This window comes from Pseudomonas sp. ASL3 (assembly GCF_056680425.1).
The window spans coordinates 5,617,327-5,636,179 of sequence record NZ_CM155281.1 but is presented as its reverse complement, the minus strand read 5'-3'; the positions used below and the strand labels follow the sequence as shown (position 1 = coordinate 5,636,179).

General features: G+C 59.2%; 15 protein-coding genes. 5 read left to right on the top strand and 10 right to left on the bottom strand.

Going from position 1 to position 18,853, the window contains the following annotated elements; genetic code table 11:
- Positions 1-52: 52 nt before the first annotated feature.
- From AC1MEE_RS25745 to AC1MEE_RS25725, 5 genes are all read right to left on the bottom strand, one after another.
- Complete coding sequence (locus AC1MEE_RS25745; RefSeq protein WP_480412309.1) at positions 53-1,420, bottom strand: DUF1329 domain-containing protein; 1,368 nt, start codon at positions 1,418-1,420, stop codon at positions 53-55.
- A gap of 16 nt (positions 1,421-1,436) precedes the next feature.
- Positions 1,437-3,113 carry a DUF1302 domain-containing protein gene (locus AC1MEE_RS25740; RefSeq protein WP_480412308.1) on the bottom strand — a complete coding sequence of 559 codons (1,677 nt, stop codon included), beginning with the start codon at positions 3,111-3,113 and terminating at the stop codon, positions 1,437-1,439.
- A 79-nt stretch (positions 3,114-3,192) separates the two neighbouring features.
- Positions 3,193-4,323, bottom strand: coding sequence for an FAD-dependent oxidoreductase (locus tag AC1MEE_RS25735; protein WP_480412307.1), 1,131 nt, complete (start codon positions 4,321-4,323; stop codon positions 3,193-3,195).
- Positions 4,324-4,454: 131 nt separating this feature from the next.
- Positions 4,455-4,820 carry a Rieske (2Fe-2S) protein gene (locus AC1MEE_RS25730; RefSeq protein ID WP_480412306.1) on the bottom strand — a complete coding sequence of 122 codons (366 nt, stop codon included), beginning with the start codon at positions 4,818-4,820 and terminating at the stop codon, positions 4,455-4,457.
- Positions 4,821-4,827: 7 nt separating this feature from the next.
- Positions 4,828-5,769, bottom strand: coding sequence for a VOC family protein (locus AC1MEE_RS25725; protein ID WP_480412305.1), 942 nt, complete (start codon positions 5,767-5,769; stop codon positions 4,828-4,830).
- A gap of 319 nt (positions 5,770-6,088) precedes the next feature.
- Between AC1MEE_RS25725 and AC1MEE_RS25720 the strand changes: the two genes are divergently transcribed.
- The 3 genes from AC1MEE_RS25720 to AC1MEE_RS25710 all read left to right on the top strand — a co-directional run bounded on the left by AC1MEE_RS25720 (position 6,089) and on the right by AC1MEE_RS25710 (position 8,935).
- The gene (locus AC1MEE_RS25720; RefSeq protein ID WP_480412304.1) at positions 6,089-7,012 is read left to right on the top strand and encodes a LysR substrate-binding domain-containing protein; all 924 of its coding nucleotides are present in this window, start codon (positions 6,089-6,091) and stop codon (positions 7,010-7,012) included.
- A 115-nt stretch (positions 7,013-7,127) separates the two neighbouring features.
- Complete coding sequence (locus AC1MEE_RS25715) at positions 7,128-8,477, top strand: metal-dependent hydrolase family protein (protein WP_480412303.1); 1,350 nt, start codon at positions 7,128-7,130, stop codon at positions 8,475-8,477.
- Between the two features lie 8 nt (positions 8,478-8,485).
- Positions 8,486-8,935: a GlcG/HbpS family heme-binding protein gene (locus tag AC1MEE_RS25710; protein ID WP_480416343.1), complete on the top strand. Its 450-nt coding sequence runs from the start codon at positions 8,486-8,488 to the stop codon at positions 8,933-8,935.
- Here the strand turns inward: AC1MEE_RS25710 and AC1MEE_RS25705 are convergent.
- A complete protein-coding gene (locus AC1MEE_RS25705; protein ID WP_480412302.1) occupies positions 8,920-9,855 on the bottom strand; it encodes a LysR family transcriptional regulator in 936 nt (311 codons plus the stop codon). The genes AC1MEE_RS25710 and AC1MEE_RS25705 overlap by 16 nt on opposite strands.
- A gap of 231 nt (positions 9,856-10,086) precedes the next feature.
- Between AC1MEE_RS25705 and AC1MEE_RS25700 the strand changes: the two genes are divergently transcribed.
- Positions 10,087-11,244, top strand: coding sequence for an alpha/beta hydrolase family protein (locus AC1MEE_RS25700; protein WP_480412301.1), 1,158 nt, complete (start codon positions 10,087-10,089; stop codon positions 11,242-11,244).
- A gap of 1,029 nt (positions 11,245-12,273) precedes the next feature.
- On the opposite strand, the gene glmS is transcribed toward AC1MEE_RS25700, so the two are convergent.
- Positions 12,274-14,112, bottom strand: a complete 1,839-nt coding sequence (glmS, locus tag AC1MEE_RS25695; protein WP_480412300.1) for a glutamine--fructose-6-phosphate transaminase (isomerizing) — start codon at positions 14,110-14,112, stop codon at positions 12,274-12,276.
- A 9-nt stretch (positions 14,113-14,121) separates the two neighbouring features.
- Positions 14,122-14,892: a DeoR/GlpR family DNA-binding transcription regulator gene (locus AC1MEE_RS25690; protein ID WP_480416342.1), complete on the bottom strand. Its 771-nt coding sequence runs from the start codon at positions 14,890-14,892 to the stop codon at positions 14,122-14,124.
- Positions 14,893-15,500: 608 nt separating this feature from the next.
- On the opposite strand from AC1MEE_RS25690, the gene AC1MEE_RS25685 reads away from it, so the two are divergent.
- Entirely contained in the window at positions 15,501-16,835 is a 1,335-nt protein-coding gene (locus tag AC1MEE_RS25685) for an IS110 family RNA-guided transposase (protein ID WP_480412050.1), read from the top strand.
- A gap of 75 nt (positions 16,836-16,910) precedes the next feature.
- On the opposite strand, the gene glmU is transcribed toward AC1MEE_RS25685, so the two are convergent.
- Both glmU and AC1MEE_RS25675 read right to left on the bottom strand, forming a co-directional pair.
- A complete protein-coding gene (glmU, locus tag AC1MEE_RS25680) occupies positions 16,911-18,278 on the bottom strand; it encodes a bifunctional UDP-N-acetylglucosamine diphosphorylase/glucosamine-1-phosphate N-acetyltransferase GlmU (protein ID WP_480412299.1) in 1,368 nt (455 codons plus the stop codon).
- Between the two features lie 116 nt (positions 18,279-18,394).
- Positions 18,395-18,820, bottom strand: coding sequence for a F0F1 ATP synthase subunit epsilon (locus tag AC1MEE_RS25675; protein WP_480412298.1), 426 nt, complete (start codon positions 18,818-18,820; stop codon positions 18,395-18,397).
- Between the last annotated feature and the right edge of the window lie 33 nt (positions 18,821-18,853).

Below are 18,853 nucleotides of genomic sequence, written 5' to 3'. Positions count from 1 at the left end.
CACGCCTCTCCTCAACGGTGGGCGCCCAGTGCACCGGGCGCCCGATACGGGTTCAGCGAACGCCTTCACCCGCCATGGCATCGCCGGTGAATACCGAATCTTTGTAGGTCGGCACTACCCGGTATTGCTCGTTTTTGCCAGCGAAGATGTCACCGGTGAACCAGGCCCCGGAGATCAGGTCGTAGAAGCCGTTGGTCACGGTCACTACTCCTGGCAAATCCGGCAGTACCACCGGAGTGGTCCACAGCACTTTGGCCAACTGGCCTTGGGCGTCATAACGCTCGCCGAGCACGGCAGCCCAGGTGTCCTCGTCGAGGTAGTAGGTGCTCTTGGGCATCACATGACGCTTGCCCGGCGCCAAGGTCGCTTCGATCACCCAGACCCGGTGCAGCTCCCAACGGATCGAGGCTGGATTCAGGTGATGCGCGCCCAACAGATCGGTAGCGTTGGCGGCGGTAAAGACCTTGTTCGAGTTATAGGGGATGTACAGCTCTTTCTTGCCCACCAGCTTCCAGTCAAAACGGTCGATGCGGCCGTTGAACACATAGAGTTCGTCGAAGCTCATGACCCCGGCGGTAGCCGGTGTCGGGGTGTCGCAGCAGCCGTTTGGCAGGCGACGTACGCGGCGCTGGCCTGGTAGATAGGTCCAAACGGCGGTCCTGTCGGAATCAACGTTTTCACGCCCGGTGATCGCCTCACCCGCGCGCAAAGGGGGTCCGTCGTTGATCATCCGGATGCTCCAGTAAACCCCATCCTTTCCTTGACCGTCAGACAGGTACCAGGGCATCTGGTAGTCGGCCCGCGAGTCGTTGGTCAATACCGGTTTGCCGTCGGACGTCACCAGGTACTGGGTGAAATCGGTGTGCCAGGACGCTGCACGCCAGCGGGTCAAATGGTTCCAGATCGCTTCGGCACCGTTCTGCGGAATCGGGAATGGAATCCCGCCTTGGGCGTTCTGCGGTTCCGCGCCGGTGGCGTTCTGCACCAACTTTCCGGTAGTGGCGTTCTTGAAAGTGTTGTCGTAGACCCATTGCGGCGCGGCAGCGGTGCGGTGCGTCGGGTACACGTCCAGGTGATAGCTGTCCGGGTACTTCTTGAGCATCGCCTTGATGCCTTCGGACAACTTGTCAGCGTACTGCCCCATGTTCTGGGCGGTGATGGTGTACAGCGGCTTTTCATTGGCAAACGGGTCGCTGCGCTTGCCGCCATCCTTGTAGTTCGGATCGACCTTGGTGTAGCCGCCGTCCCAGGCTGGAATGGTCCCGGCAGCATTGCCCACACGCTCGGCGCCCAGTGGCGTCAGCGTAGTTTTCAGCTTAGCGGCATCGTCGGCAGAAACGGCGGCCATGGCACCCTGGACGATCAGCAACGAGGAAGCCAGAACGGTGAGTAAGGCAGTCAGGCGTTTACGAGTATTCATGCTTTTGTCCTCTGACTCAGAAGGTACGGCTGACGGAGAAAGCCACGAAATCGCGGTCTTTCAACGCCTGGTCGAAGGTGTAGTTGTTGTTAGCATCAAGAAAGGTGCTGCTTGGCCCGTAGTAGTGGGTGTAGGTCAGACTCAGGTTCCAGGAATTGAGGTAGTTGCCCTTGATGCCGATATTCATGTCGCCGCCGTGGTTGTTACCAAAGCCGGTGCCCACTGCCGACGAGTTGCCATGGGTGTAACTCAGGCCCATCGGCACACTCAGGTCGAGGCCGGGAAAAGCCTGGCGATACATCGGTTCGTAGACCGTACGCATACTCCACGCATCGCGGTCGGCATTCGGGTCGACGGCATCGGGATTGCGCGTAACGCTGAGGGTGCGGTTCCAGGCGAACTCACCGAGAAAGCTGGCTTCCTGGGCGATGAACGACGGGTCCATGGTGGCCAGCCACGACAGGTTGGCGTGCAAGGTGTGGCCGGTGGCGTATAGCGGATCGTTGTCGTTGTTAATACCTTCGCCCGGTAGCAGCGTGGTCTGGTTGGTCGAAGCCAGGGGTTGGTGCCAACGGGTGGAAAGCTCACCGGCGACGTTATAGTTGCTCAACGTGGTCGAGAAGCTGGCGCCCAGCGCTTCGATGCCTTGCGGATAAACCCAGTAGTACTCGCCGGCCTGACCGCTGACTGGATTCAGGTTGGCAAAGTCCGGGCGCACCAGGATTTGCGGCGCCTTGTCGTGGTAACGAATCGCGTACAGACCCCAGTCCACGGTTTCACTGCGAATGCGCAGTTGCAAACCACCCTGCCCCGAGTTTTGCGCGTCCTTGTCCCCGCCGTGATAGAAGGCCAGCGGCTGGCCACCGGGGAACACGGGAGCCCCCACAAATAGCCGCTCGTTGCCCTCGCCAAAGGTGTCCGAGCTGGAGAAGTAGCTGCCTGCCGCCGGGAAGCGGTCAGATTCCCATTTGAACTGGTAGTAGGCGCCGATGGACACATCCGGGGTCAGCTGCAATTGACCGGACATCTGTTGCACCGGACGAATCAACTCCTTGAACTGGGTGTTCGGCACTGACAGGCCTTTAACAATATCGATCGGCGCCATGCCGCCGGCGATGCCGTTGATCCCATAGAACAGGCTTTCGCCCCACTGCATGGCGTATTGACCGAGGCGCCCTGAGACCGGCATCTCGCCCAGATCACCTTTGCCAAAGATAAACGCGTCGAGCAGTTCGGCCTTGCGTCCGTGCAGGTCGCGGGTGTCGTCGGTGAAGTGATCGGAAGACACCGAGTAGCTGTTTACCCGGCCAACGGAGTTGTTGTCGTTGCTTTGGTTGTAGACATCGTCATACCACGCCGCTCCGCTGACCCGGGCACCGAAGTCCTTGTAGGTGACGTCGAACTCCGACAGCAGATCGAGCCGGTTGGAGATCAGGCCTTTGTTGAAGTTGCGGTCGCCGTCGTCCTGATTAAGCGCTGTCTGGCCTTCGGTGAGCTTGTCAGACTGATCATGCACCCGCCACGCCGCGCTGTACTTCAGGGTGTTGTCCCAACGGGTGGTGATGTCGGGGTTACCGGTGTCGAACTGGAACGCCTGCACCGAAGTGCTGAGCATCCCGACCAGCAGTCCGACCAAACTGAGGGCAAAGGGAGGGCGTCCACCGCAAAATGCGGCAGTGTGGGTACGTTCCATGGAGAAACCTCACTGTTGTTCTTGTTTTAAGTTCCGCCGCGCCCATCAAGGGGCGCGTCCGTATCGCGTTCCGTTGGCGCTAGATGGGTTCCGCCGTCACCGCGAGCATCTTGCGCACCAGCCCGACGCGATCGAAGTCATGGTCGTGCGCGATTTCTTTGTCGCCGGCGAGGATCGAGCTTTCGCTGATGAACTTGCAGCGCTCGTAGCGGCGTTTCATGAAGCGCTCCAGCAATTCCTGGATCGGCGCTGCGCCCTGCTCGCCCATCAGTTCGCCAAGCACCACCGCATCTTCGATGGCCATGCCGGCGCCCTGCCCCAGGTGCGGCGTGGTGGCGTGGGCGGCATCGCCGATCAGCAACACGCGACCACGGAACCAGGGCTCACTGACAAACACCACTTCCATCGGCTTGTAGACCACCTGCGAGCTGTCGGTAATCTGCTCGCGCAACTCGCCGATCAGGCCACTGAATGCACCGAGACGCTTGCGCATTTCTTCCGCCAGGCTATTGGGCTCCATCCACGGATTGCCGGGTTCATAGGAAGTCAGATAGAGGTACATCAAGTCGTCGGCCAGCGGGCACAGACCGGCGTTGCCATCCGGGCCGTGGAAGTTGGCCAGGTGGTCGATCTGCGGCGCGCGTTTGAAATTGTGGCGCCAGACTGATTGACCGGTATGGCGCGGCTGGTAGGTATCACCGAACAGCAGCTGGCGAACTTTAGAGAACAAACCGTCGGCGCCCACGACCAGCCCGTAGCGGCCCTGGGTGCCATCGGTGAACTGAACATCGACGCCGTCGGGATCCTGTTCGAAGCGCTCAACACTCAGGCCTAATCGAATGTTGGTGCCCAGTTTTTCGGCGGTTTGGCTCAAAACATTGTGCAGTGCCAGGCGGGAAATACCGACGTTGGCCGGGTAGTCCGGGCCGGCCAGACGCTGGCCGGGAATCCGTGCCAGGGTGGTGCCGTCGGCGGTGTACAGCCCGACATCTTCAAACGGGAACGCAGCGCCGAGGTAACCGTCGAGTACACCCAGACGGGCCATTTCACGGATCACATTGCACTGCTGGATGATGCCGACGCCGTAGACGGTCCACTCGGCCTTGAGTTCGACCAGATCGACCTCGATGCCCTTGCGCCGCAGAGCGATGGCCGAGCACAGGCCGCCGATTCCACCGCCAACAATCAATACGTTGCTTACTGCTTTCATGGGTTCCTCACTTATTGTTTTTATGCGAGAGCGCCACTGCAAGAACTGCGATGACTACAGCTTCTCGTCAAACGATGGATTTGACTAATCGCATGCTCCGATGCGAGCTATCGCCTCACGCGATACCTTGTTCACGACTCGACCGGACGCAATTGATAGGTCGAAAACAGCAACCAACCCGCGTCTTCCTGCCATTCCAACACCGGTAAAACCTCGCCCAGACAGGGCCCGTAGACGCATTCACCGGTCAACGGCAGGAACTGCGCGCCATGGGCGTAACAAATAATTCTCTGGCCATCGGCAGAGAGAAAACGGTCCTTGCGGTACTGCAACGGCACCGCCAGATGCGGGCAACTGTTGCGATACAGCCGCACCTGTCCTGCACTGCGCAGGGCGAACAACACATCCTTGCCCTGCTGCAACGGATCGAATCCGCGAGCCTGACCTTCGATCAACTCGTCGAGCCGACACAGCGCAATCAACGCGCGCGTCTCCACGGCCCGATCATCCCTGCTTCGGTGGCGGACCACCGGGGGCCCACTTCTCTCGCGAGGTGAACAGGAACAGCTGCGAGTTATCCGCCGACATCGGTGCCTGACGCGCCGCCCAGTCGTCGTCGTGCTTGTCCATGTCCGCGTCATATTCGATGTGGCAACCCAGCGGGCTGTTGAAGTACCAGAACCAGTTGGAGCCAAACAGATGACGGCCCGGCCCCCAGAAACTGGTCCAGCCGTTCTGCTCGAAACGGCGACCGGCGAGCAATACTTCGGTGCCACTGCCCATGTGGAAAGTGAAGTGCTCGCAGCCCTTCATGTGCGGCGGGGTCTGGATCATGAACAGGCAGTGGTGATCATCAGAGCCGGTTGGGCGCATGAACGGCCCGACGCCGATGAAGCTGTCGGTGGTCTTGAAGCCCAGGCGCTCGGCATAGAACGCCTCGGCCTTGGCCGCGTCCGGCACGAAATACACCACATGCGACAACGTGCGCGGCACAGCTGGCATATCCAGCGAGATACCCAGCTGATTCAGCGGCCGTTGCGGTTCGCTACCAGGGGCATTAGTAAGGTCGGCCGCCGCACTGAACGGACGGCGCACCGTGACTTGAAAGCCGATGGCGAAGCCCATGTCATCGATGCTGTGCAACACTCCATTGGCGTCGCTGCTCACCTCGCGATCGCGCCCCAACTCTTGGGCAATCGCATCGAGGTCAGCGGCACTGGCCACGCCGTACACAGTTTCTCGCAGCGACGGCGCCGGCCCGATGGAGGGCGGCAAGTTCACATCATCTGCAAGGCGAATGATGATCGACGTACCATCGAGGGCCTCGAACCGCCCACCCTGTGCATCCACCGCAACCGGGGTCAAACCATAGTCACGTAAACAGTCGCTACACGCCTGGATGTCATCGACACCAAAGATCAGCGCGTCAAGGCCTATGATGTTCATGGCATACCACTCCATTGAAATTATGATACGGACACGAGTAACGCAGGCAGCTACACCCGTTCAGGTCTCGCGAATCCGGTGGTTTCGTCGCAGGGATGTGAATCCCGTCCGACTGGCTGGAGAGATTGCCGCTGACCTCAGCGTCTGACTAATCGAGTGTTGGGATGCGACGTATTGGGAATCGCGATACCTGCTGAGACCGCTCGCCATCGACTTGATGGACGATTCGCCACGGTGATCTAACCTGCATGGGGTTGACGCGGCGATACCAAGACCGGAAGGTATCGAGAAAATAAATACAAAAGCCGAAGACCCTGCCATGCGATTCAATAATCTCGACCTGAACCTGTTGGTTGCGCTCGATGTAATCCTCGAAGAGCAAAACATCACCCGCGCCGCTGAACGCCTGTACATGACTCAGTCCGCTACCAGCGGCGTACTCGGACGCTTGCGTGACTATTTCGAAGACGAGTTGCTGGTGCAGGTGGGACGCAAGATGCAACCCACGCCCTATGCACTGGAACTGGCTGGGCCGGTGCGCGAAGTACTGCTGACGATCCAGTCATCGATCACCGCCAAGCCGGTGTTCGACCCCACCACCAGCAAGCGGCATTTTCGTCTGATCGTCTCCGACTACCTGATCAGTGTGATGATGGCTCGGGTAATCCAGAGGATTCACCACAGCGCACCGCGCATCACCTTCGAATTGCTTGGCCCGAGCGATAACTCCTCAGAGCTGCTGGTACGCGGTGAGGTTGATCTGATGATCGCGCCCGAGCGCTACATCATCGAAGGCCACCCTTCACAGTTGTTGTTTGAGGAGGAGCATGTCTGCGTGGTGTGGAACGGCAACTCGCTGGTGGGCAACGCCCTCTCGCTGGAACAGTACATGCAGATGGGGCATATCTCGGTGGGCTTCGGCCGTAATCGACATCTGAGCATCGAGGACTGGTTCATGAACCAGTACGGCTTCAGCCGACGCCTGGAGGTCATCACCAATGACTTCAACACCCTGCCGCAACTGGTGGTGGGCACCGAACGCATCGCCACCACCCACCGACGTCTGGCCGAGTTGTACGCCGAGCACCTGCCCCTGCGCTTGTTGCCACCGCCGGTCAAACTGCCGGTCATGCGCGAACACATGCTTTGGCACCGCAGCATGGACGGCGACCCCATGCACCGCTGGCTGCGCGAACGCATCAGTGAGTTCACGCTGGATCTGGATCGCCTCGCGGCTGCGTGACTCGCAGATCAGCCATCGACGCCATCGATAGCCGGCCATCGACGCAATCTGTTGGTGAGCCTTGATGCCCCGGCCCTAATCTCCAGAGCTACTGCCCTCAGGAGATGAACCCGCCATGAGCACACTGCATGTGCACTGCCAAACCCTGTTCGATGGCACCAGCCTCGACACCCGCCCACAACAAACCCTGGTGGTGGACAACGGCCTGCTCAGTTACGTCGGCCCCCGCAGTCAGGCACCGACCCCAAAACCGGGCGATCAGGTGATCGATAGTGGCGACGGCTTCGTTATGCCTGGTCTGGTCGACGTACACACCCACCTCGCCTTCGGTAATGCGCAGAGCGAGGAGGACATCGATCTCTGGACCAGCGACGAATTCCGCGCTTTGCGTGGAATGTTCTTCGCCCGGCATGTGCTGGCAGCCGGCGTGACCAGCATGGTCTGCCCCGGTGACAGCGGCCAGTTGAGCATCTCCGTGCGCAACGCCATCGCTGCTGGGATGTTCGAAGGTCCGCGAATTGCGGCCAGCAGCCGGGTGATCACCAACCGCCAGAGCCTAAACGACTGGTTCCCTAGCCGGGTCGGAACGCCGGAATTTTTCACTGCGCGTCTGGTGACCAGCCGCAGCGAGGCCCTGGCGGAAATCCGCACTCAAGCCAAGGACGGTGTCGACCTGATCAAGATCGCCATGGACGGCACCCATCGTCGCCCCAATGGCGAAATCATTGCGGCCTTCACCGCTGACGAAACTCTCGAGATGGTCGAAGAAGCCCATCGTCTCGGCTGCAAAGTGGCGACCCATGCCTATGGCCGCGAAGCCGTGATGTATGCCGCGAAGGCCGGGGTCGACCTAGTGTTTCACGCCTTCTACATGGACGACGCTTGCATCGAAGCCCTGCTCGAAGCCGGCAGCATCCTCGCGCCGACCATGACCTTTCCGCAAAACACCGTGGACTTCTGCCAGCCCCATGATCCGGCCATCACCACCGGTTACGCCGGCTACTGCGCACGCACGCTGGAAATTGGTTCTGTGATATTGAAACGGGCCAAGGCCGCCGGCGTTCCGTTTGCCTGTGGCAGCGACAGTGGCTTTGCCGTGACTCCCTATGGCGAGTGGCATGCGCGGGAACTGGAATTGCTGGTGACCCGCATCGGCTTTTCCCCGGCCGAAGCGCTTTACGCGGCCACTGCTGTCGGCGCGCGCTGCATGCCTCGAGGTGAAACCCTGGGCACCTTGCAGGTCGGCAAGCAGGCGGATTTTCTGGTGCTCGACGCTTCGCCCCTGCACGACATTCGCGTGCTTCAGGACCGCTCTCGCTTCAAGGCGGTGTACAAGGCCGGCCAGGCGGTTGACCTGCAACGCAGCCCCTATAACCCCAAGCAGGTGTCGGACTTCAACAGCCTGAAATGGACCGATCTCTACACCCGCGACCGCGTCGCGCAACTGGGTAAATGGAGCCTGTGAGCATGAGCGTGCAAAGACTCGACCTCGATACCGCTACTCGTATCGCCATGACTGCTGTCCGCAGCGCCGACAGCCTCGGCATTCGGCCATTGGCCGCTGCCGTGTTGGACGCCGCCGGCCATCCGCTGGCGGTACTACGCGATGAAAAGGCCAGTTTTCTGCGCCCACAAATCGCCACCGGTAAGGCCCGGGGCTGTCTTGGCATGGGCATGGGTGGTCGTGAACTGGCGCGTCGGGCTCAGGCGATGCCGGCGTTCTTTTCCGCGATCAACAGCCTGACCGAGGGTGAAGTGATTCCGGTGGCCGGCGGTGTGCTGATTCGCAACAGTGCGGGTGAGCTGCTCGGCGCCATTGGCATAAGCGGCGACACATCGGACAACGACGAACGTTGCGCGCTAAGGGCAATCGCTGAAGTCGGGTTGATTGCCGACACTGGCGATCCTCAGCCGGCGGGCTGATCAAGACGTGCAGCCTGTTCCAGCAACAAGTTGCGAAACCACACCAGGGCCGGATCGTGGTCCTGGTGCGGATGCCATTGCAAGACCTGCTCGGCCTCCGGAAACGGAATCGGCGTAGGGAGAATACGCAAGGGGTAGCGCTGCACGAATTGCTCGGCTTGGCGGCGAAACACCGTGCCCACCCGCGCGCTACCGACGATAAAACCCGGCATCAGGGAGAAACTTTCCAGCGCCACGCCAACCCGTCGTTCGATACCCAGCGCCTGCAAGTGCAAGGCGTCCATCGCCAAGTTACGCCCGTCACTGAACTCCCGAACTACGTGTTCGGCAGCGCAGTAATCGGCAAGGCTCAGGGTCTCGGCATATGCCTGATGCTCGCGGCAGACAATGCAACATAACTCGTCCTTGAGCAGCGGCAGATGTGGATACGCGGCGTTAAGCCGGCGTTGCGGGACGCTCACGTAATCGCTGCGCCGGTACTCCAACGCCTCGCTGACTACATCACCGTCGCGAGGCAGCGGCAGATCGCGCAGACATAGACGAATGCCGGGCGCCTGACGCGCCAACTCTTGACTGACGGCTGGCAGTAACACCGAGGTGATGTAGTCCGACGCCACTAGCGTGATGCGGCGCTCGCAGGCCGCGGGATCGAAGCCCACCGGCACGTCGACGATTTCTCGGGTCAGAGTCAGCGCCTCGCGAACCTTGGGCAACAACGCGGTGCCCAAGGCCGTGGGTTGCAGGTGCCGACCGACCTGGACCAGCAGCGGATCATTGAAGTGCTCGCGCAAACGACCCAGCGCCGCACTGGTCGCCGATTGCCCGAGATGCAAACGCTCGGCGGCACGACTGACACTGCTCTCGCCGAGCAGTGCCTCCAGGGCCACCAATAGGTTCAGGTCCAGACGACGGTAACGCATGCACTTCTCCGGTCTGCGATCCCTCCTCCCATCCTGAAGCAATCACCTCCTGGTCGACCAATCGTGGTTGGTGCTGGCTGGTATCGCGAAAAGAAATGCCTGACGACGGCGTTTTGTATCGGCGTTCGCGATACCTCGCATCCGGACACTCGATTACCCAAATAAAGGCTCATTCCTTAACGTCCTACATACGCCTCCTTCTGCTAATAAAAACCAAAGGAAGAAAGACCCATGTTCCGTTATTTTCCGACCAACTATGTGTGGAACCTGTCCGTAGACCTCGCCATCGAGATGGGTGCCAAGATGGGCGAAATCGAAGAAATGTGCGCGCCGCTGCAGGACGCTGCCAAACAGCCGGATGCCGCCGGCACCCAGGCGTTCCGCGAGACCTGGTCGCGCATGGCCGACAAACTTTGTTCGCTGGCCGAGGAAGACGAATCAAAAAACCGCTTGCTATCCGCCGGTGAAAAATACAGCCGCGCCGCTACCTATTATCTGACCTGCGAACGCCTGCAAGCCCACGGTGCGCCTGGACGCATGGCGCTCTACCAGCGCTTCCTCGACGTCTTCGCCCGGGGTCTGGCGCTGTCGAACGAGAACTGCGAGCGCGTGGAAATCCCCTACGAGGGCACTCACCTTTCGGCGCTGTATGTGCGCGCCGAAGGCGTGCAAGGTCCGGCGCCAATTCTGGTTCAGGTCAACGGTCTGGACTCCACCAAGGAAATGAAATACCGCGTTGGCTTGCCGATGTGGTTGGCCAAACGCGGCGTGTCATCGCTGATCGTCGACCAGCCCGGTACCGGCGAAGCGTTGCGCCTGCACAACCTGATTGCGCGCTTTGACAGCGAACACTGGGCCAGCCGAGTGGTCGACTGGCTGGAGACCCGTGACGATGTGGATGCCAAGCGTATTGGTATGGAAGGCGTGTCGCTTGGGGGTTACTACTGTCCGCGTGCGGTGGCCTTTGAGCCGCGCTTTGCCTGCGGCGTGGTCTGGGGCGCTAACCACGATTGGCGTGATGTGCAAAAGCGTCGGCTGGAAAAAGAAGGCAGCTTCCCGGTTCCGCATTACTGGTCGCATGTGAGTTGGGTGTGGGGCGCCAAGGATATCGAAGCGTTTATGGCCATCGCCGAAAACGTCCATCTTGATGGCGTGCTGGACCGTATTAAGGTGCCGTTCCTGGTGACCCACGGTGAGAAGGATTCACAAATCCCGTTGAAGTGGGCGCTACGCACCTACGAGCAACTGGTCAACAGTCCTAAACGCGAGCTGAAAATATTCACCGAGCGCGAAGGTGGCGTGCAACATTCCAGTTTCGATAACAGCATCAACGCCGGGCATTATATCGCCGACTGGATCGCCGAGACCCTGGGTGGCCGCACCGCCTGAATCACCTGACTCGGCACACAGCAAAACGCCTGGTAACCTTAGGGTTATCCGGCGTTTTGCATAGACGGGTTACCTTGGTGATATCGAGGCAAGAGCTATAGCTGTACTGCTCAACAGTAGTTTGACTGGAAAAGGCCATTTGGCTATCCGCCAGGGATTTGTCGACCCGACCAGGGAATTTCAAGTGCATGATGTGCTGCGCGGGACTCAAGCGTTGCATCCACATATGCCACGTCAGGCCTAACCATTGCAGCTTACCGGGCTGTCACGATGCATCGAATGGTTGAACGCTCAGGAAGCTGGTCTTACGGACACTGCCACGCTCGGTTATGCAAACGTCCGTTTCTGGCCCAAGCTGCGTGAGAAGTTTTAGAGCGAGCTCTAGCAGTCAGAATCGCAAAGAAAATCGCGGTCCTACACAAATTTAGATCTGCTGACTATCCAGACGCTGGTAGATTTTATGCAACAACGCAGACTTTAAAGACTGATGCGTTTACCTTTACTCCGAATTTAAGTGCGAACCCGTAAATTTCCACGCCAACGACAGTGCCATGGCTCCGGCGAAGCGGACGTTGAGGAGGGCCACAATAACTGTGACCAGTGCATGGCTCAGGGCCGGAAAGCTGCCCGGGGTGCCAGTAGCCCAACTGATTGAAGGAGGGGGCCGGTGAGCACCCACTCACCGGCTTTCGTACCTGCACCTTCCACGATCCATGGCGCTGCACTGAGGCGAATTCGCCAAACCACAGCATCACCCGAAACTGCATGCCTTGTGCCTGGTGTGTTCGCCAGCCCGATACGATCAGGTTGCGGAGTCGCCGGACGGTAACAGATGGCCGGGGCCCTGAAAGCTGCATCCTGCATGCCGGCGACAGTTTTAATTCTCTAGAGCTTGTGTCTGAACTGTCGTTCTGGCCGCTTGCGACAGTTTTGCGCTTTCTCAGAGGGTGGCTGCAGGCCCTGTTTATTCAGGGGGCTCTGCGACAGTTTTAATTCTCTAAATTCAGCAGTTATCCACCTGTGGATAACTTATTCCACCGTCACCGATTTCGCGAGGTTGCGCGGCTGATCGACGTCGGTGCCTTTCAGCACAGCCACGTAGTAGGCCAGCAACTGCAATGGGATGGTGTAGAGGATCGGCGCCAGGGTGTCGATGATGTGCGGCATGGCGATGACGTGGGTACCTACGCCGTTGGTCATACCGGCGTTCTCGTCTGCGAAGACGATCAATTCGCCACCGCGTGCGCGGACTTCCTGCAGGTTGGATTTAAGCTTTTCCAGTAGCTCGTTGTTTGGTGCGACGGTCACCACCGGCATGTCGCTGTCGACCAGTGCCAATGGGCCGTGTTTAAGCTCGCCGGCCGGGTAGGCTTCAGCGTGGATGTAAGAGATCTCTTTGAGCTTGAGCGAGCCTTCCATGGCCACCGGGAATTGCGCGCCACGACCGAGGAACAGTGTGTGGTGCTTCTCGGCGAACAACTCCGCGACTTTTTCGACGATGCTGTCCATGGCCAGCGCTTCGCCCAGGCGGGTTGGCAAACGACGCAGCTCTTCGACCAATTCCGCTTCAACACCGTCTTCCAGAGTGCCTTTGACTTGCCCGAGAGCCAAGGTCAGCAGCAGCAAGGCAACCAGTTGGGTGGTAAAGGCTTTGGTGGAGGCGACGCCGATTTCTGGGCCGGCTTGGGTCAGCAGGGTCAGGTCGGACTCACGCACCAACGAGCTGATGCTGACGTTGCAGATTGCGAGGCTGGCGAGAAAGCCCAGTTCTTTAGCGTTACGCAAGGCAGCAAGGGTGTCAGCGGTTTCGCCCGACTGCGAGATCGACACGAATAATGTATCCGGCTGCACGACCACTTTACGGTAGCGGAACTCGCTGGCAACTTCGACCTGACACGGAATCCCGGCCAGACCTTCCAACCAATAACGCGCCACCATACCCGCGTGGTAGCTGGTGCCGCAGGCGACAATCTGTACGTTGCGCACTTTGGCAAACAGCTCTGCCGCTTGCGGGCCGAATGCCTGCACCAACACTTGCTGTTGACCCAGACGGCCTTCCAGGGTGCGTTGCACGACTTTCGGTTGTTCGTGAATTTCCTTGAGCATGTAGTGACGGAACTTGCCTTTGTCAGCAGCTTCCGCGCCGCCTTCATGGTATTGCACGACTTCGCGTTCTACCGGCAGGCCGTTTACGCCCCAGATCTGCACGCTATCACGACGGATTTCGGCGATATCACCTTCTTCCAGGTACATGAAACGGTCAGTGACCTGGCGCAGGGCCAGCTGGTCGGATGCCAGGAAATTTTCGCCCAGGCCCAAACCGATCACCAGCGGACTGCCGCTACGGGCGGCCAGCAAGCGATCCGGTTGATTGGCGCTGATCACAGCCAACCCATAAGCGCCGTGCAGTTCCTTGACTGCAGCCTTCAGTGCGACGGCAAGATCACCGCAGTCCTTAAACTTGTGGTGCAACAGATGGACGATGACTTCAGTGTCGGTGTCCGACGTGAAGACGTAGCCCATCCCTTTCAGACGGGCACGCAACTCTTCATGGTTCTCGATGATGCCGTTGTGCACGACTGCCAGCTCGTCCGCGGAAAAATGCGGGTGGGCATTACGCTCGCACGGCGCGCCATGGGTCGCCCAGCGGGTGTGAGCGATACCCAGACGGCCAATCAGTGGCTCGCCGGCAAGAGCGTGTTCAAGTTCAGCGACTTTGCCCGGACGACGGCAGCGTTCCAGCTTGCCGGCGTTACTGAAAATCGCTACGCCCGCGCTGTCGTATCCGCGGTATTCCAGACGTTTCAGACCTTCGAGCAAGATGGCCGTGATATTGCGCTCAGCAACGGCGCCGACGATTCCACACATGGTTTTCTCCTAGCAAACAGCGGCGCAAATCAGGGTTATGCCGCGGGCTTGAATCTGCTCGCGTGCCTCGGTGGGCAAGCGATCATCGGTAATAAGGGTATGGATACTGCTCCAGGGCAGTTCCAGATTAGGAATCTTGCGACCTACTTTATCGGCTTCGACCATCACCACAACTTCACGTGCGACTTCAGCCATGACTTGGCTCAAGCCCAGAAGTTCATTGAACGTGGTGGTGCCACGAATCAGGTCGATGCCATCGGCGCCAATGAACAACTGATCGAAATCGTATGAGCGCAACACCTGCTCTGCGACCCGTCCCTGGAACGACTCGGAATGAAGATCCCAGGTCCCGCCGGTCATTAGCAGCACTGGTTCATGCTCAAGCTCGCTCAACGCGCTGGCGACGTGCAGCGAGTTGGTCATCACCACCAGACCGGGTTGTCGGCCCAGCTCAGGAATCAGCGCGGCGGTGGTACTGCCACTGTCGACGATGATCCGGGCATGCTCGCGAATCCGTGAAACAGCTGCGCGAGCAATCGCCTGTTTGTACTTGGAGACCGGCTGACCATTGTCGCCAATCAACTCCGGCGGCATGGTGACGGCGCCACCGTACCGACGCAACAGCAAGCCGTCGCCTTCCAGCGCCGCGAGGTCCTTTCGAATGGTCACTTCCGATGTTTCGAAGCGTTTCGCCATTTCGTCGACACTGACGTCACCCTGCTCATTGAGCAAGGCGAGAATATTGTGGCGGCGTTGTGGCGTATTACGTTTCGACATGATGGCTTTTTGTTTCGATTCAAAAGAAAACGAAGGCAATCAAAACCTATCTTGCGCGATTCGTCAACCGCTTCGCAGCCAAGCCTGCTCCCACAGGGGTACCCGATCTCTGTGGGAGGCCTCGCCGCGTCTTCGACGCCGCGCTGTCGCGCAGCAAACTCGGTCGCGATTCTGCCCGGAGGGCGTAGGAGCTGACTTGTCTGCGAAAAGGGCCGAAGGACCTTCCGACGATGGTGGATTCACCATTTTTGCCAGCGCTTCGCACTGGATCGCAGACAAGTCAGCTCCTACAGGGGGTCAGCGTTAGGCTGAAAATTGCATAAAAATTATGCTTTATTTTCAATGATTTATGCGTTGTTTGATGGGAGGCCTCGCCGCGTCTTCGACGCCGCGCTGTCGCGCAGCAAACTGGGGCACGTCGTAGAATCGAAGCGCGCGCGGGGACCAAGACCGTAGCCATCACTGGTGTGTACGCACCCGCATGGGAGAGTGGCCCGCACGGTATCGGCGTGGAGTCGTTGTCGGCACAGCAAGCTGTGACCACGTATGAGAGAGTGAATCCATTCGCCACCGTGCTCCCCGCGCGCCCCTCAATCCTGCGAGGAATTGTCATGGCGCGCAAGAACCAGCAGAAACGTTTTGAAGTGGTTCACCCTCATTGTGCGGGTATCGATATTGGCAGTCGCGAGCATTGGGTGGGGGTCAACCCCGACCAGAGCGACACCCCTGTCCGCTCGTTTAAAACGTTCACCGACGAGTTGCTCGCATTAGCCGATTGGCTCGAAGCGTTGAAGATCAATGTCGTGGCCATGGAGGCAACCGGGGTCTACTGGATACCGCTGTTTGAAATCCTCGATGCACGGGGCTTCGAGGTGTATTTGGTGAACTCCCGCGCCACCCGCCAGACCTCCGGGCGCAAATCCGATGTGCTGGACTGCCAGTGGATTTGGCAGCTCATGACCCACGGCTTGCTCAGAGGCGCCTTTCGGCCCGCCGACGACATTTGCTCGATGCGCTCTCTGGTTCGCCAGCGCGCAATGAAAGTTCGCGATCAGGCCAAGAGCGTCAATCGCATGCAGAAAGCCTTGACCCAGATGAACATCCAGCTAGCCACTGTCATCAGTGACATCACCGGCCTGACGGGCAAGAAAATCCTCAACGCGATCATCGGCGGCGAGCGTGATCCGTACGTATTGGCCGGTTTTCGAAACGGTCACATCAAGGCCGATCATGAAACCATTGCCCGCAGCCTGCGCGGTAACTGGCGAACCGAGCATCTGCATGCCCTGGCTCAGGAAATGGCGACGCATGATTTTCTGGAACAGCAAATTGCCGAATGCGATCAGGCCATCGCTCACGCCATTGATCGACTGCCGGTATTGAACGATGAACCTCTGCCGCCGGCCAAGGCACTGCGCAGCCCGCACCGCTCGTCAGCCGAGCAAGCCCGTTTGCACCGTGCGCTGGGAAAAATAATGGGCGTTGATTTGACCGCTATTCCCACCATCGGCGTCGAAACCGCTTTGGCACTGGCGAGCGAAATCGGGCCTGATTTATCGCGATTTCCCACGCAACAACACTTCTGTTCCTGGCTCGGCCTGGCACCTGCGACCCGGATATCCGGCGGCAGGCAGCTGCCTGGTAGTCCGCCAAAGGTCTCGAATCGAGCCGCGCAGGCCTTGAAGCAGGCCGCGTCCAACGCGCGCAACGACAAGAGCTTCATCGGCGCCAGCCATCGAGCCCGGTTGGCGCGCATGGATACCGCGTGCGCCATCAAAGCCACCGCGCATCAACTGGCCCGCCTGATCTACGTCATGTTGACCAAAGGCCAACCCTACGTGGAGCGAGGTATGGAAGCCTATGAAGCCGAGAGTCGACACCGTCAACTGCGTGCCCTGGAACGCAAGGCACACAAGCTTGGGATGCAGTTAGTTATGGCCAAATAAAAGGCATAAAAAACAATGCGTTATTTTTTGTTTGATGAGAGCAGGCTTGCCTGCGAAGAAGACCTGTGGATAACTCTAGTCTTTCTTGATCTTCACCGGGCGCTTCCAGCCGTCGATATTGCGCTGCCGGGCGCGGCCGACGGCCAATTGCTCGGCACTGACGTTTTGAGTGATGGTGGAACCCGCAGCCGTCGTGGCTCCGGACGAGATATCCACAGGCGCGACGAGAGAGTTGTTGGAGCCGATGAATACGTCCTCACCCAATACCGTCTTGGATTTGTTCGCGCCATCGTAGTTGCACGTAATAGTGCCCGCGCCAATGTTGGTGCGCGCTCCGACTTCGGCATCGCCCAGATAGGTCAAGTGTCCGACCTTGGCCTCTTCGCCCAAATGCGCATTCTTCAATTCAACAAAGTTACCCACATGCGCGCGCGCTTCCAGCACGCTGCCGGGACGAAGACGAGCGAAAGGACCCGCATCGCTGCCCTCGCCCAAAATCGCACCGTCAATGTGACTGTTGGCTTTGATGACCGAGCCTTTGCGCAGAGTACTGTTTTTGATCACGCAATTAGGGCCAATGATGACATCGTCTTCGATCACCACGCGGCCTTCGAGTATCACGTTGATATCGATCAGCACGTCGCGGCCAACGCTGACTTCACCGCGTACGTCGAAGCGTGCCGGATCACGCAACGTGACACCCAGTGCCATCAAGCGACGGGCCTCACGTTGCTGGTAATGACGCTCCAGCTCGGCCAATTGCTTGCGATCGTTGGCGCCCTGGACTTCCATGGCATCGAGCGGCTGCTCAGTGGCGACCACCAGGCCATCATTCACCGCCATGGCAATCACGTCGGTCAGGTAATACTCGCCCTGAGCATTATTGTTCGACAGACGACCCAGCCAGTCTGCCAGACGCTTGCCGGGTACCGCGAGAATGCCGGTGTTGCCCTCGGTGATGGCCTTCTGTGCTTCGGTCGCATCCTTATGCTCAACGATCGCGCTGACACGGTTCTGGGTATCGCGCACGATGCGACCATAACCGGTGGGGTCGGCCAGGTTGACGGTCAACAGGCCCAATTGCTCCGCACTGACTTTTTTCAACAAACGCCGCAGGGTTTCCACTTCGATCAGTGGCACATCACCATAGAGGATCAAAACGTTGTCGGCAGTCAGCTCAGGGAGCGCCTGAGCCACGGCGTGGCCAGTGCCCAGCTGCTTGTCCTGCAAAACGAAATTCAGATCATCCGCCGCCAGACGCTCACGAACGATATCGGCGCCATGACCGATCACCACATGGATGCTTTGTGGATCAAGTTGGCGAGCGCTGTGGATAACATGACCCAGCATGGAATTTCCCGCCACCGGATGAAGAACCTTGGGCAGCGCCGAACGCATGCGAGTGCCCTGACCTGCGGCGAGAATAACGATATCGAGTGACATGACTGGCTACCAATCCTGGGGGGGGTCAGCGGCTGTGACCGGGGGGGTGATTTTCAAAAAAGAAAAAGGGTAGCCGAGGCTACCCTTTTACTCAATCGCGCATAAAGCAGACGGGCTTAGCCACCAAACTTTTTGCGAATTTGCTGAACGGTGCGCAGCTGAGCTGCAGCCTCGGCCAGACGTGCGGCGGCAGAGCCATAATCGAAATCTGCGCCTCTTTCATTCAGCGCCTTCTCAGCAGCCTTGACGGCTTGCTGAGCGGAGGCTTCGTCCAGGTCGGCAGCACGTTGCACGGTATCGGCAAGAACCTTGACCATGTTCGGCTGAACCTCGAGGAAACCACCCGAGACGTAAAACACCTCAGCTTCCCCACCCTGCTTGATCACGCGGATCGGACCCGGCTTCAGATCAGTGATCAGCGGCGCGTGGCCTGGAGCGATACCGATATCACCCAGGTTGCCGTGCGCAATCACCATCTCGACCAGACCGGAGAAGATTTCCCCTTCCGCGCTGACGATATCGCAATGGACTGTCATAGCCATTTGCTTGCCTCAACCTAATTAGCACCCGTTGCC

Coding starts and splice junctions, on each gene's coding strand:
- AC1MEE_RS25745 (WP_480412309.1), bottom strand. CDS start 1,420: ATGAATACTCGTAAACGCCTGACTGCCTTACTCACCGTTCTGGCTTCC.
- AC1MEE_RS25740 (WP_480412308.1), bottom strand. CDS start 3,113: ATGGAACGTACCCACACTGCCGCATTTTGCGGTGGACGCCCTCCCTTT.
- AC1MEE_RS25735 (WP_480412307.1), bottom strand. CDS start 4,323: ATGAAAGCAGTAAGCAACGTATTGATTGTTGGCGGTGGAATCGGCGGC.
- AC1MEE_RS25725 (WP_480412305.1), bottom strand. CDS start 5,769: ATGAACATCATAGGCCTTGACGCGCTGATCTTTGGTGTCGATGACATC.
- AC1MEE_RS25720 (WP_480412304.1), top strand. CDS start 6,089: ATGCGATTCAATAATCTCGACCTGAACCTGTTGGTTGCGCTCGATGTA.
- AC1MEE_RS25715 (WP_480412303.1), top strand. CDS start 7,128: ATGAGCACACTGCATGTGCACTGCCAAACCCTGTTCGATGGCACCAGC.
- AC1MEE_RS25705 (WP_480412302.1), bottom strand. CDS start 9,855: ATGCGTTACCGTCGTCTGGACCTGAACCTATTGGTGGCCCTGGAGGCA.
- AC1MEE_RS25700 (WP_480412301.1), top strand. CDS start 10,087: ATGTTCCGTTATTTTCCGACCAACTATGTGTGGAACCTGTCCGTAGAC.
- glmS (WP_480412300.1), bottom strand. CDS start 14,112: ATGTGTGGAATCGTCGGCGCCGTTGCTGAGCGCAATATCACGGCCATC.
- AC1MEE_RS25685 (WP_480412050.1), top strand. CDS start 15,501: ATGGCGCGCAAGAACCAGCAGAAACGTTTTGAAGTGGTTCACCCTCAT.
- glmU (WP_480412299.1), bottom strand. CDS start 18,278: ATGTCACTCGATATCGTTATTCTCGCCGCAGGTCAGGGCACTCGCATG.
- AC1MEE_RS25675 (WP_480412298.1), bottom strand. CDS start 18,820: ATGGCTATGACAGTCCATTGCGATATCGTCAGCGCGGAAGGGGAAATC.